Consider the following 19,157-nt stretch of genomic DNA (forward strand, 5'->3'; position numbering starts at 1 on the left):
TTGGTTAGAGACTATGAATTATTGCCTGAAACATCGGAGACATTTATCTACCTTGCTATCATCCGTATTATGGTAAGGCGACTAGCATAACATTTAACTTCTCAAAACTTTTCAAACAGCCTCTTAGAATTAAACGGATGATCACAGGTGAGATGAGGTCAAAGGTTGACCGCCTTTAGAAGTATTAAACTCCGAAACCTTGACGAAAATGTAATAGGAGATTTACATAGGAGGATGCTAACGAGCATTTCCTGAAAAACATTTAAATCCATAACTCACTATCTAGGTTTGAGAAAGGGTTTTGCTTGCCTTCTCTATTGTTTCGATTATGCCTGAAACTGCTTATACTGCTCGTACTAACAATGCTTTTGTTCTAATTGAAACCCTTCGAGTTGCTGAACTGATGTACCAAGGTGCAACCCAGGAAGATATTCGGCAACGGGTATTGGTGGAGGATTTGTTTCAACTGCGTTCTCAAGCTTCCCGTGAGCGGGCGCTGCAAACTATTCTCAAACGCCTTCAGCAAGTCCCAGAGGAATATATTCAATTAATTGCCACTGGCAACCCTGACATCCATCGATTCACCATATTGTTCCTGATTCTGCGAGAACACCGCCTTCTGCGCGAACTCATCGATGAAGTCCTGCTAGACAAAATTAAGGGTTTTGATTACGTCGTAACGGCTGCTGATTTGCGAACCTTCTTTGAAGGAAAACGAGATCAAAATTCAACTGTGGGTGCATGGTCAAACTCTACCTATAAAAAAGCTGCTAGCAACACTTTACTGGTGCTAGTAAATGCGGGTCTGTTGCAACCCACGTTTCCGAGAGGAAATTATCAAATTCGCTCTGTTCCCGTACCATCAGCTTTACGTCAAAAATTACTTGCTGATGGGCTAGGTTATTACCTGACTCTCATGCTTGATTTTTAATCGACTGCTAACGCTTTAAATACTGCGTCTACGGGGTCAGCGTAAAATGATGTTTGAAATTTAGCAAACAACTCTGGCGGAACACTAGCTAAGTCCACAGCGCTTGCCATTGGTAAGAGGATACGTTTAGCGCCAGCATCAAAGGCTACTTGCAGGCTACCCGCTAGGTTACTGACTGGTGTAATCGTCCCACCAATGGTCATTTCCCCAAATATCGCAAATTGTGTTTGAACGCTTCGTTTTAAAGAAGCAGAACATAACGAAACGAACAATGCTAATCCGCTCTCTTGCGGTGCGCCAGACCCTTGCAAGTCTAATAACTGAAGTAAAAAATCCAAATTACTTGGGTGAATGCTACTGCTGACTCTTTGAGCGTTAGCTTTGAAGTAATTCATGGCAATGTTTAAACTGTCCTTCATCTTGCCAGCCGTCGCTACACCAGTGCGTACTAGCTTGCCAGTACCGGGTACTGCTTGCAGTTCAAGTTTGAATGCCCCAATTATGCCGCTATCCCCAGTACTGACAAAGTGCAAGTGACCGGGAGTCAGCATTTCCTGACTAATCAAGCTCGAACCACCCTGTTCTGGTACTGAAACAAAATGCTCGTCTAGAGTTTCCAAGTCGATGTAGCTGAAATGCACATCGTAAAATTCCATTCCACCAATTTTCTTTAACTGTTCTTTCACACGCCGTCGTACCCGCAGCCCATACACTAGGGCTTCACGCACATCTTCCTTACTAAATGAGCCATCTGGAAAAAGCAGTTTAAGCAGCCCTGATACAGTTTTGCGAACTGCTTGAACATCTCGTTGCTTAAGATTGTTACCTAGTCTGAAGTGGAGGTCTATGGCATCGGCAAAACTGCGTTTACGCATTTCTCGCAGCCATTCTGCTAAATAATCGACAATGAACCCGTACTGGTTGGTGAAATTCTCTGGGCTAAATTTGGGAATTTCCCAGCCAGGAATATAAGCGTGAAAACGGTCGAAGAAGGCGGTGTCAATCATGGCTTCGGGAAAGGGTGCCAGCAGGTGTGAGGTCTTTACTAAGGATTCCACGCTTTGATTAATGTTGCCGACAAAGACCATAGAAGCATTAGCGGTAATCTCTGCCTTACCGCGTGCAAAAGAACCTGATGCCATGTAGTCTTTCATGATTTGCACACCGTCGTTATCATGGAAGCTCATGCCTGCTACTTCATCAAAGGCAACCACGTCAAATAAACCCACTAATCCCACGCGACGGTTGGACATATTGTAGAAAAGATTCGCTACTGTAGTTTTTCCACCAGAAACCAAGATTGAGTTAGGAGAAACTTCTTTGTAGACGTGTGATTTACCTGTAGAACGGGGGCCAAGTTCGCAGCAGTTGTAGTTATTTTCACAAAGGGCTACCAAACGGGCAAGTAGATGCCATTTTACATCTTCGCTGACGGTAGTGGGTTCCAGTCCTGTTGACCGAATCAGCAAGTCAATCCATTCACTGCGGGTAAAAGCTGGGCGACCCGCAAACAGTTCATCCATATCCACACTAGGCATTTGGATAGGTTTGAGGCTGCCGACAATGAAGGGGCTGGGTTTGGTTCCTGCTTCATATTCCAGTTGTAAAATACACCAAATACCACCACCCAAAAGTTTTTGGTTTGGTTTGACAATTTCTGGGTCAATGACTACGCCTTTGACACCCAGGTTCATTAAAGTTCCCTGATAGATGTCATCTCTGTCGTTGAGTGTTACCGTTACCCGGTCAATGATGGTAAATCTTCCCAATTCCCGAATTTTAGATTTGATCTGTTCTGCTTCATCAGGACGGACGTAATTTTGTGCCAAGATGTTTTTTACACGAGTAACGCCTTCCTCAATGGTGGTTTCGTCGTCGGTCGCGCAGTACATACCGAGTAGGTATTCCAGCACATACACTGGTACGTTAGCGCCTTCTTTAATACGTTTAGTCAGGTCTTTACGTACTACCTTTCCAGGGTAAATGCTGTTTAGTTTTTGATTCAGGTCATCCATTTTGGGGCAGGGAGCAGGAGAGAATAATTTGATATCACCGATATTGTGACTATATTGGCTTAGAAATCTCCAAAGTCGTTAGCGATCCCTAAACTAACTGCCCAGGTTTCTCGGAGCAATTCACTTTCATCGTCTGCATCCTTAACTATTAAATAGACGTTACTAGGGGGATTAGCGGTAGTTACGGTCAACCTTAAGTTAATTTCCCGATCGCTAGGATGTGGGCTAGTGCTGCTTAAGTTTGCTCCTCGCACATCTGTTATCGGTGTATTAGTTTGGGGATCGTAGAAAGCAACTGTAATTTGACGCGATCGCCATCTCCCCTCAACTGCATCGCTTTGTACTAATGTCAATGTAAAACGATTATTCGTTACCCGCCGAACTCTGGCACTTACCTGTACCCCTACTTTCCGGGCTGGGCCTTCGTCTCCTTTAACCGCCCGTTGGTGATGATAGGTGATAACTGGTACGCAGATTTCTTGGAGAGATGCCCCGCCGTGGACAAACTGCGCTCCTGCACCTTGGACGGCAAAGCGTAAACTACCACGGGGTACGATCGCAACTATGCCATTTTCTGTATAGGGCAGGCTAAAGTGCAGTAAGGTTGAGTCATTCAACTGTTCTCGTGCTAGCAGGTAGCGGCGTTTGCCTTCCAGTACTACTTCACCACTTGGTAGGGGTCGCTTGTCTGCTTCTTGAATGGGGCGACGTTGGTATAAAAAACCGTGGTCTGCGGTGATGATAACGTTTGTACCATTGATAGAATTACAAATTTTCTTTACCAGTCGTAGCAGTTCGCTAATTGCTGTTCCGCAAGCTGATAGTACTTGACGTTCGCTGGATGCCTGATCGCCGATCGCATCAATGACGTTGTGATAAATGTAGATTAGGCGATAAGGTTGCACAGCAGCCCGTCCTTCGTCAGTATTCATCTCTAGCAGGTCTTTGGCACTAAGTACTGTAGCTTCTACCCGACTATTTTGATTTAGTACCTTTTGCCTTGCTAATGCTCCTTTAGTACTAAGCCCATCCAGTTGAACATCATCATCACCTGCTATGAGTTCTAGTTTTGACCCTGGAAGAAGTGCTGCCATACCTAACCGGGTCACGCTGGGTAAAACTCCCAATTGTGCCTCTAGGCTGGTTTCACCCCGAACTTCTTTTTTAATTACCTCTTCGAGTTCGCTGGCGACTTCGTAGCGCAAAGCATCGGAGATAATCACAAATACTTTTTCGCGATCGCTCCGTTCTAAAATTGGGAGTACGTGTCTACCAAAAAATCTAGTTTGGGATGCTATGCCTTCTAATTCCCAGGTATTACCAAGAGCATCAGACCAAGCTTCTCCTAGACCATCTAGGAACCATTGAGTGTATAAATTTTCCACATCGTCAATTAAACCCTTGAGGATATCCCCTTGGGCATCATCGCTCTTGACGATAAAGTGGCGGTAAGCTTTGTCAAAGGAGTGTAAATCGCTGGCGTAGGCTTTGAAGAGAAGCGGGGCTGGCTGGCGGAATCCTTCTGGATACTGTTGCTTAAATTCCAACAGAGCGATCGCAGCTTCTAATGCTTGATAAATCTTCTCATACTGGGGAAACCAAATCAGGGTATGACGTGCCTGTAACCAAGTTCGCCAGGGTGTCAATTCCGTTATTTGTTGCCCCATTTGCATTTGCAGTGTTTTAACGCAGGTGCGGATTAATACCTTATCCACTACCTCGAAACTGGCTGTTTCAAATAAAACTTCCGGCTCTAAATTCTCTATAGCATCAAATATATGTAATTGTTCTGCTACCTCACTGCTGAGGATCTTCCAGCCTAGAGAATCTTGCTGGTCGCGCATCCACTGGTCGATAAAAGCATAAGCCCGTTGTCCAGGAGTGATGACTTGGTTTGCAAGCTGAGGCGGGATGGTATCGTGCAGAGATTTAGCAAAATGGGTGATTAACAACTGCACGAATAACTTGTTTAAACTGGGGTTTTGCTTAGGAAAATCCGTGTGTTCTTGGACTACCTCCCAGAAAACTTCAGGGGAGATAAAACGCTCAATATCAGACCAGAGGGCGTTATCAGACTCTAATAACCCTTCCAGCAGCACCCGCCGAATCAGTGTCCCTGCATCGGGTACTTTTAAGCCTGCGAGAACGGAAAGCATAGCCAGGAGTAATCCCCGCTCGTCGCTGTCGGGGGAAATACCCATTGCTTGCAGGGCTTCTGTCCGTTTGCGGCTTTTAAAGAATTTCTCATGTTCCCGGATGACAATTTCCAGGCGGCGTGATCGCAATCCTAAATCTGCATAGATGAGGGCGGCGGGGTCAGCAGAGAAGGTTAAACCGCTTTTTTGGATGTCTAGAAGCCAGTTTTCTTGGGGCGCAGGTTCGGGAAAGGGGGCGTACAGTAGAAAAGTTTGATTGGGTTGCTCGACCAGCAGGTGATATTTAACGGTAAAAGCAGTATCAGCGAGTTGGAGTTTTTCTACGCCTTCGAGTTGGAGTTCATTGAAGCTGCTGGTAAATTGTTGTTCGGGGTCGTACCAAAACACCACCCTCCGTCCTGGGTGTAACCAACGGGCAGAATCTTGAAAGAGTGTTTCTAGAGTGTTTTGGATACGAGCGGTGTTCATAGAATTGTTTACACAACTTTTTAGGAGTGAGTTAAGTTACGTGGGGCAAAAGTTGATGTGATTTTCTTACTGAGGCAGGATTAACTCGCAAAAATTTTATTTTTTGCCGTTAAAACAGGAATCATAGCCTTATAGTGTTTTTTTGTCGTTAGCTAATGACCATCTGTTTAGGAACAGATGCACTAAATAATAAATAATGTTTTGCTAGGGGTATCAGCACGAAAAGCTAACTTGCAGCTTTGACCAACATCGAAATTGATGCGTACAGTTGTTACTGTTCGCCCTTGAGTGAGCAGAGATTGTTTATCTATTTCTGTGATCGTGCCTGCACCTAGACGGCAATGTACAACTCGCATATCCTTATGAACTGTCTGACGACACAAAGCTTTGCCCAATTTTATACCGCTATACCCTGGGCGAATTTTCATCTTTTCATGTTCGCCAGCAGAAATTTTAGCTAGATGTTCACCTATGCAAATCAAAAATGGCGCATCTTGAATCTGCGATCGCCATTTTTCAGAAATAACTTCCAATCCAAAAGCAGCACCGCCTAAGCCACCAACAAAAGCAGCGATTGAATCAGTATCACTGCCTATCATATTAGCTGCGGTAATAATGCTTTCCTGGGTTTGTTCTGGCTGACGGGCAAACAAATAAACCCCAGCGATCGCAGTCGCTAACCCAGAACCTTTGGTAGCTTGGTCAAAACAGCCTAGTTGGTCAAGTATGTTTTGAGGTGATTCATCTTTACGTAATCCTAACCAGACTAGACGCAACCACTCCACAGCTTCTTGTTTGGTTTTCTCAAAGACTGCCTCGAAAGATTCTACCCTTCCTTTATTCCATTCAGTCAGCCATGTTTTCAAAGCGGGTATTTTCGGAATTTGCAACTGTTTTACCCAGTTGCCAAGTATTTCAATCAACTGTTGACCTATACTAGGTTCTGACCACTGCAATACAGTTTGTAGTGCATATCCATATAAGAGCGCTCCAACGATAGCTCTTGGATGACCGTGACTAATTATTGAATTACGCCAAATATCTGCTTCAGCTTGTTCCCAACGGCCGACATTAGCTAATACATGAGGTGATATTCTCATGGCTGCACCATTGGCACCACCATCACGGTAGTCTATGCTGCCTTCTTTCGTCTTACGGCTGAAAAAATTGCTATTCCAATCAGCCGACTTGCGCTGTATTTTTTCAGCTGCTTCCTTGACGGTGCCACCTGCACCACGAGCATATTCTAGCCACATTGGATACTCAAACTTGCAAAAAGGATGATAGTCAAAGCATCCATTGAAGGATATACAGGCAGCAGTGCAGATAGTTAATTGGGTATCGTCAGAATATTCCCCAGCAGCAATATAATCCTCATAACCTTGGAAGCGTCCACCAACACGCTTACTCCATGACTGGTAGTCAGTAACTTGCTCTAAACCCATTTTATGTTTGAGGTCGTTATGCGAACGGATAAATTCTGTCATCCAACCTAGTGCATCACCAGCCGCAGCAGCAATTATCGAACCAGCACAGCGATCCTGGAGTGAGTCAATCGATAATAATTGATTTTTTTCTTGCATAACCAACTCGTTAATAAATAAGCTGCTTTTAACTACCTCTAACAATCCACTCAGAATGCCAATCAAAATCACGAGATGATACTCGGATATTTCCTCTCCATCCTGCTTGCCGTACATTTTGTTCATGGCGTGGAGAGCGGATCACGATTTCCATTATGTCTGCTAAAGGGATACCATCTCGGATCAAAACTTCAGCTTGAATACAAGTAGGTAGGTTAATTGGTTTACTATTGCGATCTTGTAATCCCTGTCTGTCTTGTACTGTATCATCGAATAGAGTTTGAAGTGTGTGATAACCAGGCGCTATGTGACGACCTCCACCTGTGGCAGCATTGAATTTGCAGAATTCTATTCCTTGTTTCCATAAATAATCAGGCTTGATACATAACAAAACTACAGGTTCCTCAGATTTATGTACAAGCCCATAAAGCATAAAAAAATTATAGTAAGTTAAACTACAATTAACATAATTTTTGTACTTCTGTCCTTCAGGTTTTCTACCATCAAATGGGTTAGTGCAAATATTATTCTTTTCTAATTGATATAAAGATAATATAGCGTCCGCACGACAAATATTATTTAGATTATCAAGACGGGTTAAATGTAAAAGTTTTTCGATTTTCCTGTGTAAAACAAAAGATTTAATATCTTCAGCGTCCGTTGTATTGTATCTGGAGGAGGCTGGGAGCAGGGCAAACGCATCTAAAGTATAAAAATCCTTTAATAGCAAGGGTTTGGGCGTTTCATTGCTTAGGCTATTTTTTCATCAATATCCTTATCCAGCAAGGGTTTCAGAAATGCCGTGCGTTCGCCCTGAGGCTGGGAGAATTCTAGTCTCTGATGAATTAGCTAATTCAGTTTCTTCATCTAGATCGAAACTCTCAGAACATACGTCATCTAGAACCCAATCAAAAGATATCTTGTCAGCAATATCCTCTATTGAATCTGCAAACGTTATTTCTGCATCTGATAATCGAAACAATTCATCCCATACTATCTGCTGTTCATTTCCAGCACTTAAAATCTCTGTTAATAAATCTGATGCAATTTTTAATTCTTGATCTTCACTAAATATTTTGATAATGTATTGGTCTTGTGAATCTAAAAGATAAAAAATAGATATTTTCTTTCTGACAGTTGTAATAGTAGATAATTCTTGGTAGCTGGTTACTCTTTGAGTTTTTTCTCGAATTACGATATCGAGAGCGATATTCTGTACATCTGCAATTGTTAAAGCATAAATGTCAGGATATTTATCGATAGCAATAAATTGTCCTAAGCTTTTTAATTCTAAAGGCGCATCTTGTAAACGTGTATTATCAAAATTAATTTGATTTGTTAAAGGATCAGCTATAGCATAAATGTTTTGAGTATAAGAAGGTTCTAATACAGAATTTTCTTCCTCAAATATTTTTTTGCCAAAAGGTGTAATTTTTAAAGTAGAGTCTGAGGTTAGTTCTAAAAATTTCCAAGATTGAAGATTTTCAGCAACACCTCTCATGAGCATAGAATCTATACCCAGAACATTTGCTAACTCTTCTATAGTTACTGATGGAACGACATTAATTGCTGTGCTTAGTATGAACTCTTCAAATATATCTACTTCACGCAATTCGCTAATAGTAGCCTTCACTAACATTTGTTGGACGTTATAGCGAACATAGCGCCCAGCCAATACTTGATATCCTTGAGATTCAAGTTTATGAACTAATCTACTTAACCGAAAGTCAATTTGCTTCATATCAAAGGTTAGATACATCTATAAATCCTCTGTATTCATGTACAACTTGTGATACTTTTTGATATATAGGAAGTTGGGTAAATAAATCATGACAGCCTACGATTATGAGTAATTCTTTAGCACGAGAGAAAGCAACATTAACTCTTTCAGGCGTTTGAGCAAACCCAAAATTACTTTGCAGATTGTTGCGAACCATGCTGACAATAATCACGGGTTTTTCCATGCCCTGAAATCTATCAACTGTTCCGGTACGAATATTTAGAGAAGGAAAATTATTAGCAGAGAAGCAACTTTCAATTCGTCTTAATTGAGCGCCATAAAATGTGATAATTCCTATTTCTTTTTTAGGTAAACCCTGAGCGACTTTAGGTACCCAAGATTCTTCCATTTGTTTACATAATGCTTTAATTTTTCTAATTTCTACGTCGTTATAATATGATGTGCCATCTCTTCTTTCATGAAACTCTCTACCTGTAGGTATTGCGGCCCACATAATATGATTATCCTCCCCGATAATTAAACCCGCTAAATTGTGGGCGCGTTCAATATCAGGATTGGTAAGCCCACAACTAAGTCCACCATCGCCTTCATCATAAAATTGGTTGATTGCTTCCATAATCTGTGGATGCATTCTATACTGGATATTTAGCCGTCTAGTTATACTTGCTTGGTTAGTTTGTGCTGCTTGAAATTGCAACTGAAACCATGATTGCTCTAAAAATTGAAGATTATCTATAGGAATAGAAAGTTCTTCAGCAAGCTCATCTAAATTTTCTTCATCTAAAATAGGTGGTAACTGGCGATAGTCACCAATCATTACAATCTTTTTACCTTTTAATGTTGGTATAAGTAACTCTGGTGGAATACTTTTACTTACTTCGTCAATAATTACTACATCAAAGTGTCCAAATTGCTGTAAGTAATTACATCTTGCTGCTTTCATGCAGGTAACGCCGATAACATTAGCGTTATCCAAATATTTTTTTCGCAAAGCCTCATACTCTAGATCAGATGGTTGCCGTAATTTTTCAATCCATTTTTGAATAGTTGGTTCCCATTGGTTAAGGTAAGCTTCTGATTGCTCAAGCTCTTGTTGCCATAACTCAAAGTTAATTGGAATATTTCTCAAAAAATTCAGATTAAATAATTCCTCATCATCAACATTTGGTTTAAGCCAGTTAGGAATTTTCTGGTAAATACCTAACCACCAATGTCTAAAATTGTTTAAATTTAGTTCTAATTCTTCTATCTGCTTTTCAATTTCTCTAACTTGATTAGATAGTTCTGTAACTTCATTGAAAGCTTTATTAGTAACTTCTCGAATGCTTTCAAGTTCAGAATTTATATGGCTATTAATAGTTGAAAGTACAGATAAAGGAGCTAGAGTGGCTTGTAAATTATCTTGAGACACCGATGTTAGCAGAAGCATTTGCTCAGTTTCAGTTTGTAATTTATTGAAAAAATCTTTTGCACTTTCAGTAATGCCACTGCTAACTTTGGCTATAAGTTTATATAATTTAGATTCCCAATCTCTTGCTTGATTGTTTTGGATTAATTGCTCGTATTCTCGCTTAATTGCTTCTAACTTAATAGCTGCGATATAAATTTTTCTTTGTTCGGACGATTGATTTATATCTACAATAGTAGTACTAGAATAGTTGTGTAATAGATTAATTGCTTGTATGTGATGCTGACTGTTAATTCTGGTTGCAAGTTGTTCTCTTATTTGAGAAACTTGTGCCTCAAAAGGCTCTATATTAATTAAGGTTTTTTGGTTTTGCAACAGCAACCAATATATTTTATTACCAACTTTATATACTTCATCACATTCATTTAGCTGAAATATTAGTTCATTTATTTCGAGTTGGCACTCATCAATATATTGTTTCCAAGGTTGCTGGCAAACTTCTAGTGCAATAGTCTGTACCTGTAATGGCAATGGAATTAAATCTTCTGCAAGAGGATGACGTTGTTGCAAGCATTGCTTCAATACTTCATAAATTTGAGAGTTCGCTGTTAGTTGCCAATCCTCAAGCTCACGGAGGGCTGAAGCAAGTTCTGTTTTACGATTTTTTAACTGTTCAATTTTTATCTGTTGGTTAGCAAGAAATACACTATTCGCTTCAATGAGTTTTTGTAAGTCAGATTGCATAAAATCAATCTGATGCTGTCGAGCTTCTAGTTGAGCGTAAGTATATCTTCTTCTCTGGCATTCTAATTCTAGAGTATTCTTACTTTCTAGTAATTGATGTTGCTGTTGAAGAAAACTTTCTTCAATTTGTAGATAAGCTTGAAATTGGTCTAACGATGTTAGTAATGGACGTAAACCTTGTACAAGTTTTTGGTGCTTTGATAAACGATTTTCGCACTCAGCAGATGTATTTTGTGTCCATCTATTAATAACGTTTCCACTTAGGAAAGGTTCTCCTTCTGGGCTAACATTTCCTGTATTCCCATCCCGCACAGGACGCAGGACTGGGTGATGAGATAATCGGCTTAAAGCGTTATCTACTGCTAGGTTGGCTTGAGAAGCAATTAGGGTACGCCCACCTTTAAGAGCAACTTGATAGCAAATTTCGGTAATAACCGTTGTCTTGCCTGTACCAGGAGGCCCTTGTAATAAAATGAGATCCTCCGCAGCTAATACAGCTTCCACTGCCGCTAATTGGCTATCATTAGCCTGACCCAGGAATAAATCTTCTTGAGCTAGTTGGATAGTTTTTTCTAGCGGTCTAGCCTGAGAAGCTTCAAAGAAAAATTTGCTTAAATTAAAGTTGTGTGTATAACCTAGCCTCAAGTTTCTTAAAGCTTGTCCTTGCCATTGAATTTGAGCAAGGCTACCAGTGTCTTTAAAAAACAACAATATTGTTTCAGGTAGTGCAAAATTATCCTGCTTTAAAAACTCTGCTATATCAGGTTCTAGTTTGAGTGTTATTTGGTTATGATTACGTCTAACTGATTCAATCTTCCCTAATTCCTTACCCGCACGTCTATTGCGGATTTCAGCAGAACTTGCAAGAAACTTTAAAGGTTCGTTTATAACCTTTTCAGCGCGCTTCCAAAATTCATCTAACGTGATCGAAATCGAGCCATTACTGGTAGCTAAAGTAGCATCCACTGTAAAGGTTATATGCTTTGCGGATGCAGAGTAGTTGTAAGAAATAACAGGAACATAGAACTGACGGTTTTCTGCTATGCGGCGTTGTATTCCTAAGTAAGCTTCCCAGCCTTGTATTTGGTCATAAGTTGGCACATAAGAACTACAAACAGGCATTGTTGCTATTTCTGCAAATGCTGTTTCTGGAATACCTATATTATTTTGATGAGCGCGTTGTAGGAGAATCAGCCGAGGTAAAGAAAAAGAATCTACCCGTCCTTGTTCTAGGTCTACTAAATTAATTGCAGTTAAAACTAAATTGCCTGTGCCATCTCGCTGAACAATTCCTGAAAGCTGTAAAGTTTGTTGCCGTTCTTCTAACTTCAAAGGTAATTGGAAATCATCTCGATCTGTTGCTACTATAAGTTTCCATTTTTCTTCATATTCTGAATTTCTTCCCGGCTCTTGTCTGCGAATATAGAAGATGCAAGGCTCCGAACCTAAAAGATGAGATATAAGTTCATCAGCACGAGCGTGTCGCTGCCAATAATCAGGATAGGCATTTAGTACATCCGCTCCTTCAATAAGGCTAATAAAGTTAGCACTAGCTGCCTTTATATAGTTGTAACCCCAAGTTTCAGACATCACCTTGTCACCCCATCTGGAAAACAATAACTAATCAACAAGATTGAAGACTTTTGTGTAACAGATTTACACTTCATAATGAACTTATTTCAACAGTTCCCTTTTCCACTGCGAGGCTTTTTCTAAGTCAGCAATTTTTAAATCTGCACCTTCATAAACTAAACCTTTGAAGCGCGTGTAGTTGTACGCTATACCATCGTCAAGGTCAAGATTAATTCGCGCATCGGCTTGGGTTTGCAGCTTGGCTTGGTAATCTCGCAGTTCTAGCTGTTGGGCTTGCAGTTCTTTCAGGCGGTTTGTGGCAGCTTTTTTAGCGGCGCTAGAACTGGTATTATCTAGCTGTTGTTGTGCCCTGGCAATTTCCCCATCTAGTTTGACTTGCAATTCCAAAACATAATCGGTGCGGATACGAGCAAGAGCATCTTCGCTGTAACGGTGTAAATATAGTAATGCGCCAAAAGCTCGTTTTTTTCCACTGGTAAACAGCCAGTAAATGGGGCGTTTTCTATAAGTTTGAATGTGGTCAGAAATGAATTCTTGCAGAAAGTAGCGACGGATGCGTTCTTGGGCGCTTTCGCCGTTTTTGAGGGTGAGGGCGTTGGCGATGAAGTTGAGGTTTTCGGTAAGGGTTTCGGGGCTGTAGGCGACGCGCAGAAATTCTATAAAGCGGGTAACAATATCGTTATCGAAATATGCTTGGTCTGTGATCGGAATAATTGCATCACTGCTGGCGCTTAAGGTTTGGTGTAGGGTGGAGTCAAAAGGTTGTCCAGCGTGGATGAGTCCGGGTTTGTCGAGGGAGTAGCGCCCCATAATACAGCCGACGGCGTAGGAGATGAGGGAACGGATATCTTTGTTTAAGTCGGCGCGGCGAATGGTGATTTGGTCGTCGGGTACTTCTGGGGTGAGTTCGTCTTGTAAGCCGTATGCTTCTATCCAGTAGCGGTTATTTTCTTCTTCGAGTTGTTGCAGTTCGCGGAAGGCGGTTTCTGATTTGCTTTGCCAAATGGTGAAGGCTTCGCTGAGGTGTTTGGTGTTGTGGCGTAATAGGGGGTGGGTTTGGAAGTCCCAGGAGGTTTCAAAGTTATCCCAGTCTTGGCAACTAATTAAAATTGTTTGATTTACTATAGTATCAATTTCATAATTTAGCTGATTATTTTTATTCAAAAAAAATGGAAGAGATGCAATATGACCAACTTCAAAATTAAGTGTAGGGCTGATTGCTCTCGTTAGTTCAAAAGCAGTATTTGAACACAAAAATCCTGTTAATAGATTCATATACTGTTCACTAGGGAAAGCAGATGAACCACCAGTAATGAATAAAAATCCTGCGTCAGATTTTCGGACTCCAAACTTAGATGAGCTTACACTAGACCATGTAATAGCTGGTTTAAATATAAAGTCTAAATTAAAATTGTGCGCTCTTACTCTACCAGAGCTATCTTTAATTGACTGTAAAAGGTAGCCATCATTTTCCCAATTGATAATGAAATCATTATTACCATACCATTTGCGATAATCTCCACCCTTATTTACAGGGAACCATTTTTTATTTGATTGTTTTGCTACTTGTCTATTTGCAATACTAAACCCTATTTTTTTAATAGACACCTCATGCCAAAATTTTATGAATCGCTCATTATTAGCAGTTGCCATTCCAATTCTTGTTTCTGCTATATTTCCTAATACATTAATATTAGAAAATATCTCTTTTATTTTATCGCTAGCCCAATAAGCGATCGCACTCCCCGGAATCTTTGCAAAATCAGCAGGTTTTGTATCAAAATTACTGTTATTGAAATACCTTTGCTCTAGTTCCTCATTACTCGCTACACTTCCCTGTTTATCAAATAATCTCTTAAATACACCTAATCCATCCTGATAAACTTTCTTACGAATAACAAACGTACAACTACCAAAGTCTGAGCCAAAAACGCCTCTGCCATTATGTACTAGACTTTCTAAAAATGTTGTTTCTAGAATGAATTTACGCAAATCTTCAAAGCTAGATAAAAACATCCAGTTAGGTATGGTTAGCATTGCCAGCGAACCATGATCAATACAAAGATCAATATTTTTCAGAATATAACAAGCATATAAATCACCTTTACCAGCTATATAGTTGTTATTTACAAACTTTTTAACCACATCATTAAACGAACCACCACCCATATAAGGTGGATTTGCCACCACAACCCAATACTTATTCCTCAAAAACTCTGCCTGTAATAACAACCCCTGCAAAGCCGGAACAAACTCCCGAAATAGCGAATCACTCGCTTCTAAATTATCTAATTGCCATTTCAATTTCTCTCTATCAAAAGCTGGTGGAGTAATCAAACTTCCCAAATTCTCTGCATTCTTAAAAGCCTCAATCAACGGTTTCCAATCTTCAACAATTAATTCTGTAGCTGGTGGTAAAGTCTGGCTATGAGTAGGACGCACCGCCATAATATTTAAAGCCAGAGATTTCCGCAAAATACGCGAATTCTTCGCCCGTGCTTTCATCAATACTGCAAAACTCGCTAACTGTGCTGCACGTTCATCAATATCTAAACCATACAAATTGTGCGTCAAAATCAGCGCCGGAATATCGCGCTCTAAATAACCTTGTTCTTTATAAATTTCAAACAGCAAATCAAACGCATACACCAAAATATGACCACTACCACAAGCTGGGTCTATCACGGTCAACTCTTGAGGCGTTAAAGCTTGCGGTTTTTCTCCCTCACCATTATCGTTAGGATTTTCCAAATAGTAGGGCATATACTCACGCAACCGTGATTCCGGGTGCGCTTCTAACCACAACCGCCCTAAACTGTTCTCCACCATATACCGAACAATCCAGTGGGGGGTAAACAATTGAGTCGCTGCGGGAATATCTGCGGCTGCAACCTTAGACTTTGCCCCAATTACCTCATCCTTGCGTTCCGAAATGTAGAACTGATACAGCCAACCCACTACTTCAATATTCTGCCAGTCCTCCTCTGGAATCTCTTTTACCAGCCGCCGTAAAATTGAATCCTGATTTAACAAATTTCCAGGTAAAAAGAGCGCTTGGTAGTTCTGGCGAGGGTCAAACAGTGCCGGAATTCCCTCTGCCAAAGCTTTACACTGAGCTAACAGCAGACGGCGGTAGAGAAACTCATCGGGGTTAGGGTCACGATTGGCAAAACTGCGCCACTCATTGAGAGTATCCAAGTCAAGTCCAGGTAAATCTCCCATTTCGGCAATAGAACTAGCATCCCGTAACAAATCAGGGTCTACCAAATTGGAGTCGCTACTACTCAACACCCGCCCGATATATCCATTCACCTCCATAAACCGCAACGCCGCCAAACGGTTAAACCAGGTGTAGGCAATTTCATCTATCAGCGCATTTACTGCCTGGGGTTGGCTGGAACTAAGTGTTAAATCTTGCAAGCGATTTCGCAGTTGATGATACTGATTTGCTTCCGTGGTATTTAGCGTTTGACCCGCCACCAGCAGTCCACCTGCAACTGTCTGAGGTTCTGTAATACTTTTGTGAGTTATGCCAAATTGGGCAGCACGGGCTTTAACTTGTTCTCGTAGGTAACGACGCGCCCAAATAGCAAAGTTTTTGATAGCAGTGCGGTTCATAAGCTGATGAGGGAATAGGGTGATGCAATAAAGGTACGAAAATGATTGGTAAAACTAGGTAATATTACTCAAGGCGAACGCGATGATTTTGTTGAATCTCATCTAATAGGGTTTTCCGCAACGCCTCTAGATAAACATCCACATCTTGCAGTGTTTCCAGTAGGGGTTTAGGCGCAACTCTCGCTACCTGCACCGATACGATGGGTTTGACATAAGTAGCTTTGCCGTTACTGCCATTGTTTGACTGACGCTGAATGATTTCATTGGCTTGCTGATCTACTTTTTGCAGCAATTGTGGGAGGATGTTTTCTAGTTCACTCTGACGTGCGATCGCAGAATCGATACTTGTTACTTGGTTAACTGAGGTGACAAGTTTATCGATGACTTGGGTGATATTGCTGAGGTCTAGCTGTGCAGAAATGTCTTCGTGAGCGGAAGTCACATAGTCAGCTAATTTCTCCTGCATTGCCTTGCTTTTACTCTCCACCTGATAAATTTGAGTTTTTAGCGCCTCCTGCACCTTATCTTTGACAGGTAGAAGTAACATTGCTAATTCTGGAATCTTTGCAGTGGGGTCAGACATCGCCAAAATTTGCTTAACTAAATCCACCCGCCTGAGCAAATCTGGCTCACTAATATGGCGTAGTTCTGGTTCTAAAGTTTTCAGGTCATTATGAGCTTGCTGGAACAGCTTAATTTGTGTGCTGAAGAACGATTGCAGCTTTTGTACATCTTCGATAAATTCTTCTATATCATCCCGTCGCTGACGAAATGTGTCGAAAAACTTCGCCGCACTGTCCTTGGTTAACAATTCACCCAGCAAATCTAAGTTAGTACGCAGTAATTCAGCAAAGGGAAGCCCACCTTCTGCTTGGATTAACCAACCTTCTAGTTCTTGAGAGCGTTTTGTTAAGGCATTTTTGTATTGTTCAAATAGCAACTGTGGATCGCTAGACATATTGCCATTGAGTAAGTCGCTGGCCATATCTTTGGCAATCTTCAAATTTGCTGGGTTAATTTCATCGGTAAGGCGGACGGTATATTTATCTATTTCTTTGCGCGATCGCAACTGCATTACTAAACCTTTATCATGCAGATTAACGTTGCCTTGAGCGTGTCGCAGTTCTATTACACCCTTGTTAGCAAGTTCCGCCATCACTCCCAAAGTGTCAAATTCTGACCAACCATAGGGACGGACTGCAAACTTATCTACCAATGCCTTAATACTGACAAGGCGACGAAGGCGGGTTTCTTCCATTAACCAAGCTCGCATTTCACTATGAGCAGCCACATTAACAGGCTGTCCGTTAATATCTTGTTCTTGACTCTCACGAGTTAGGGCATTACTTACCTGATCTTCGTTTTCAAAACCACTAGCCACGTAACCGAGCTTTTGATAGACATTGCCTACCAAATAGCTCAAACCTTCATTCAGCAAGCCTTTAGTGTCTCGACTGCGAATTTCTAACTTGCTACCACAGGCAAATACATCAGCACGAGTAATCAAATCCTCTAGGATAACTTTCAATTCCTGACGGCGCTTGCTATTCTCGTCTCCCCGTGCAATTAAAATTCTCTGGATACTAGGACTGAGGTTGCTGCTATTTTTCAGACGCAAGTACTCATCTGTTTTGATTAAAATATTGAGATCATCCAGTAGACGCTGGTTATCAGGCAATCGCACCAAGACTTCATAGCGAGATCCCGTAGTACCAATGCAGAAAGCATCATCCTGCATAGCAGTGTAACTTTCAGCGTATGGGGTAACAAGATGCAGGGTCAGGTCGTTAGTTTGCTGCCCAAAAGTTTGTTCATCCAGCTTGCGGTTAAATGGATACTTGTGACGCTGGCTGTATCGCAGTTCCTTGTCAGTAAAAATGGAATCCCAGACAAGTTGTTGCAATTCTTTGAGAACTTTGATTGAATCAACTTGAGTATTTTTGATTTCTCTGCCAATATCTTGCTCTTCATGGGTCAAGAAAATATATTCATCGCCATTACGCTGGATAAGAGTTTGACGTTCCAACCGCCCCAAAGCTGCTTCTACCTGCTGCCGTAGTGCCAATTTGTCCTGGTCAATATTACTTAAGCTAAGAGTAGTTAAGTTATCTAAATTAGCCCGAATTTCTTTCAGGTACTTGACCATGAATAGGGTCTTCAATAGGTCAATGTCAAAAGAATGTAGTTGCGGATTCCGACCCGCCTGAATAATAACTTGGTTGATCGAACTATCCAAAAAGCCTTCTACTGCCATGTAAAAGGTGTGGAACGGAACCAGCACACCAAGAGGTTCTCCGGCTACTGCTTGGGATGCAACCTGAAATGCATCCAAAAGCGATCGCTCTCCTGATGCCAGGTGCTTGCCAGCAGAACCCATGAGGCGAATTTGAGTAAAAACCTTTTGTAACAGATTAAACTGATAGGGAATAAAGGGATAGGCGGTAAAGAAATCTTGAGGATTGCCATATCCCGGCATATCGGCACTGTCCTGAGTAAAAGCAATTTGGTTTCTCAGAATAGCAATTTTCTGGCTATACAAAGCTTCCAACCCAGCCCGCGCCGCATCAGTTTTGCCCAGCAGTCGTAACTTAATTACCTCATCGGTATTAGCAGAAGACAAATTCAGTGGGCGATAAAAACGACCAATAATCTTAGAAAAGTCCTCGCCTTTAATCTTGTTTTTGGTAATCTCATCCATTGCCTCTTGGGATGTCACCACCACCCAAGCTTTTCCCAAACAGTAAGTACCCAAATCTTCCACAACAGTCTGTAGTGTGATTTTACCCCCCGCATGACCAAATTTTGAACCATAGCGTGACCAAAAGTTAACGTAATTTCAAGCTTTTGAATCAATCAACAACCTAACTTTATGAATCAAATTATGTCCGCGTGTTTTACTT

At 41.2% G+C, this 19,157-nt stretch carries 9 protein-coding genes and 1 pseudogene; 2 read left to right on the forward strand and 8 right to left on the reverse strand.

Annotation, left to right across the window (positions count from 1 at the left end; genetic code table 11):
• Both LC653_RS48075 and LC653_RS38660 read left to right on the forward strand, forming a co-directional pair.
• Positions 1-90 (forward strand): annotated as a pseudogene (locus LC653_RS48075) (IS5/IS1182 family transposase); the annotation flags it as partial.
• Positions 91-301: 211 nt separating this feature from the next.
• Positions 302-931 (forward strand): BrxA family protein, encoded by a 630-nt coding sequence (locus tag LC653_RS38660; protein WP_229500634.1) that lies wholly within the window; start codon positions 302-304, stop codon positions 929-931.
• Here LC653_RS38660 and brxL read toward each other — a convergent pair.
• The 8 genes from brxL to brxC all read right to left on the reverse strand — a co-directional run bounded on the left by brxL (position 928) and on the right by brxC (position 19,036).
• On the reverse strand, positions 928-2,946 hold the full coding sequence (gene brxL / locus LC653_RS38665) for a protease Lon-related BREX system protein BrxL (protein WP_229500635.1): 2,019 nt from the start codon (positions 2,944-2,946) through the stop codon (positions 928-930). The two genes, LC653_RS38660 and brxL, sit on opposite strands and share 4 nt — an antisense overlap.
• 59 nt (positions 2,947-3,005) lie before the next feature.
• Positions 3,006-5,570 carry a BREX-1 system phosphatase PglZ type A gene (pglZ, locus tag LC653_RS38670; RefSeq protein WP_229500636.1) on the reverse strand — a complete coding sequence of 855 codons (2,565 nt, stop codon included), beginning with the start codon at positions 5,568-5,570 and terminating at the stop codon, positions 3,006-3,008.
• Positions 5,571-5,752: 182 nt separating this feature from the next.
• The gene (locus tag LC653_RS38675; RefSeq protein ID WP_229500637.1) at positions 5,753-7,279 is read right to left on the reverse strand and encodes an ADP-ribosylglycohydrolase family protein; all 1,527 of its coding nucleotides are present in this window, start codon (positions 7,277-7,279) and stop codon (positions 5,753-5,755) included.
• On the reverse strand, positions 7,182-7,883 hold the full coding sequence (locus LC653_RS38680; protein WP_229500638.1) for a DarT ssDNA thymidine ADP-ribosyltransferase family protein: 702 nt from the start codon (positions 7,881-7,883) through the stop codon (positions 7,182-7,184). The genes LC653_RS38675 and LC653_RS38680 overlap by 98 nt, the downstream gene beginning before the upstream one ends.
• Before the next feature lie 45 nt (positions 7,884-7,928).
• A complete protein-coding gene (locus tag LC653_RS38685; protein WP_229500639.1) occupies positions 7,929-8,912 on the reverse strand; it encodes a hypothetical protein in 984 nt (327 codons plus the stop codon).
• Positions 8,896-12,636 (reverse strand): DEAD/DEAH box helicase, encoded by a 3,741-nt coding sequence (locus tag LC653_RS38690; protein WP_229500640.1) that lies wholly within the window; start codon positions 12,634-12,636, stop codon positions 8,896-8,898. The genes LC653_RS38685 and LC653_RS38690 overlap by 17 nt, the downstream gene beginning before the upstream one ends.
• Positions 12,637-12,720: 84 nt before the next feature.
• Positions 12,721-16,257 (reverse strand): BREX-1 system adenine-specific DNA-methyltransferase PglX, encoded by a 3,537-nt coding sequence (pglX, locus tag LC653_RS38695; RefSeq protein ID WP_229500641.1) that lies wholly within the window; start codon positions 16,255-16,257, stop codon positions 12,721-12,723.
• Positions 16,258-16,321: 64 nt separating this feature from the next.
• Positions 16,322-19,036, reverse strand: coding sequence for a BREX system P-loop protein BrxC (gene brxC, locus LC653_RS38700; protein ID WP_308189214.1), 2,715 nt, complete (start codon positions 19,034-19,036; stop codon positions 16,322-16,324).
• Between the last annotated feature and the right edge of the window lie 121 nt (positions 19,037-19,157).

Origin of the sequence: Nostoc mirabile CHAB5784, assembly GCF_020829645.1 — a bacterium.
Lineage (GTDB): Bacteria > Cyanobacteriota > Cyanobacteriia > Cyanobacteriales > Nostocaceae > Nostoc > Nostoc mirabile.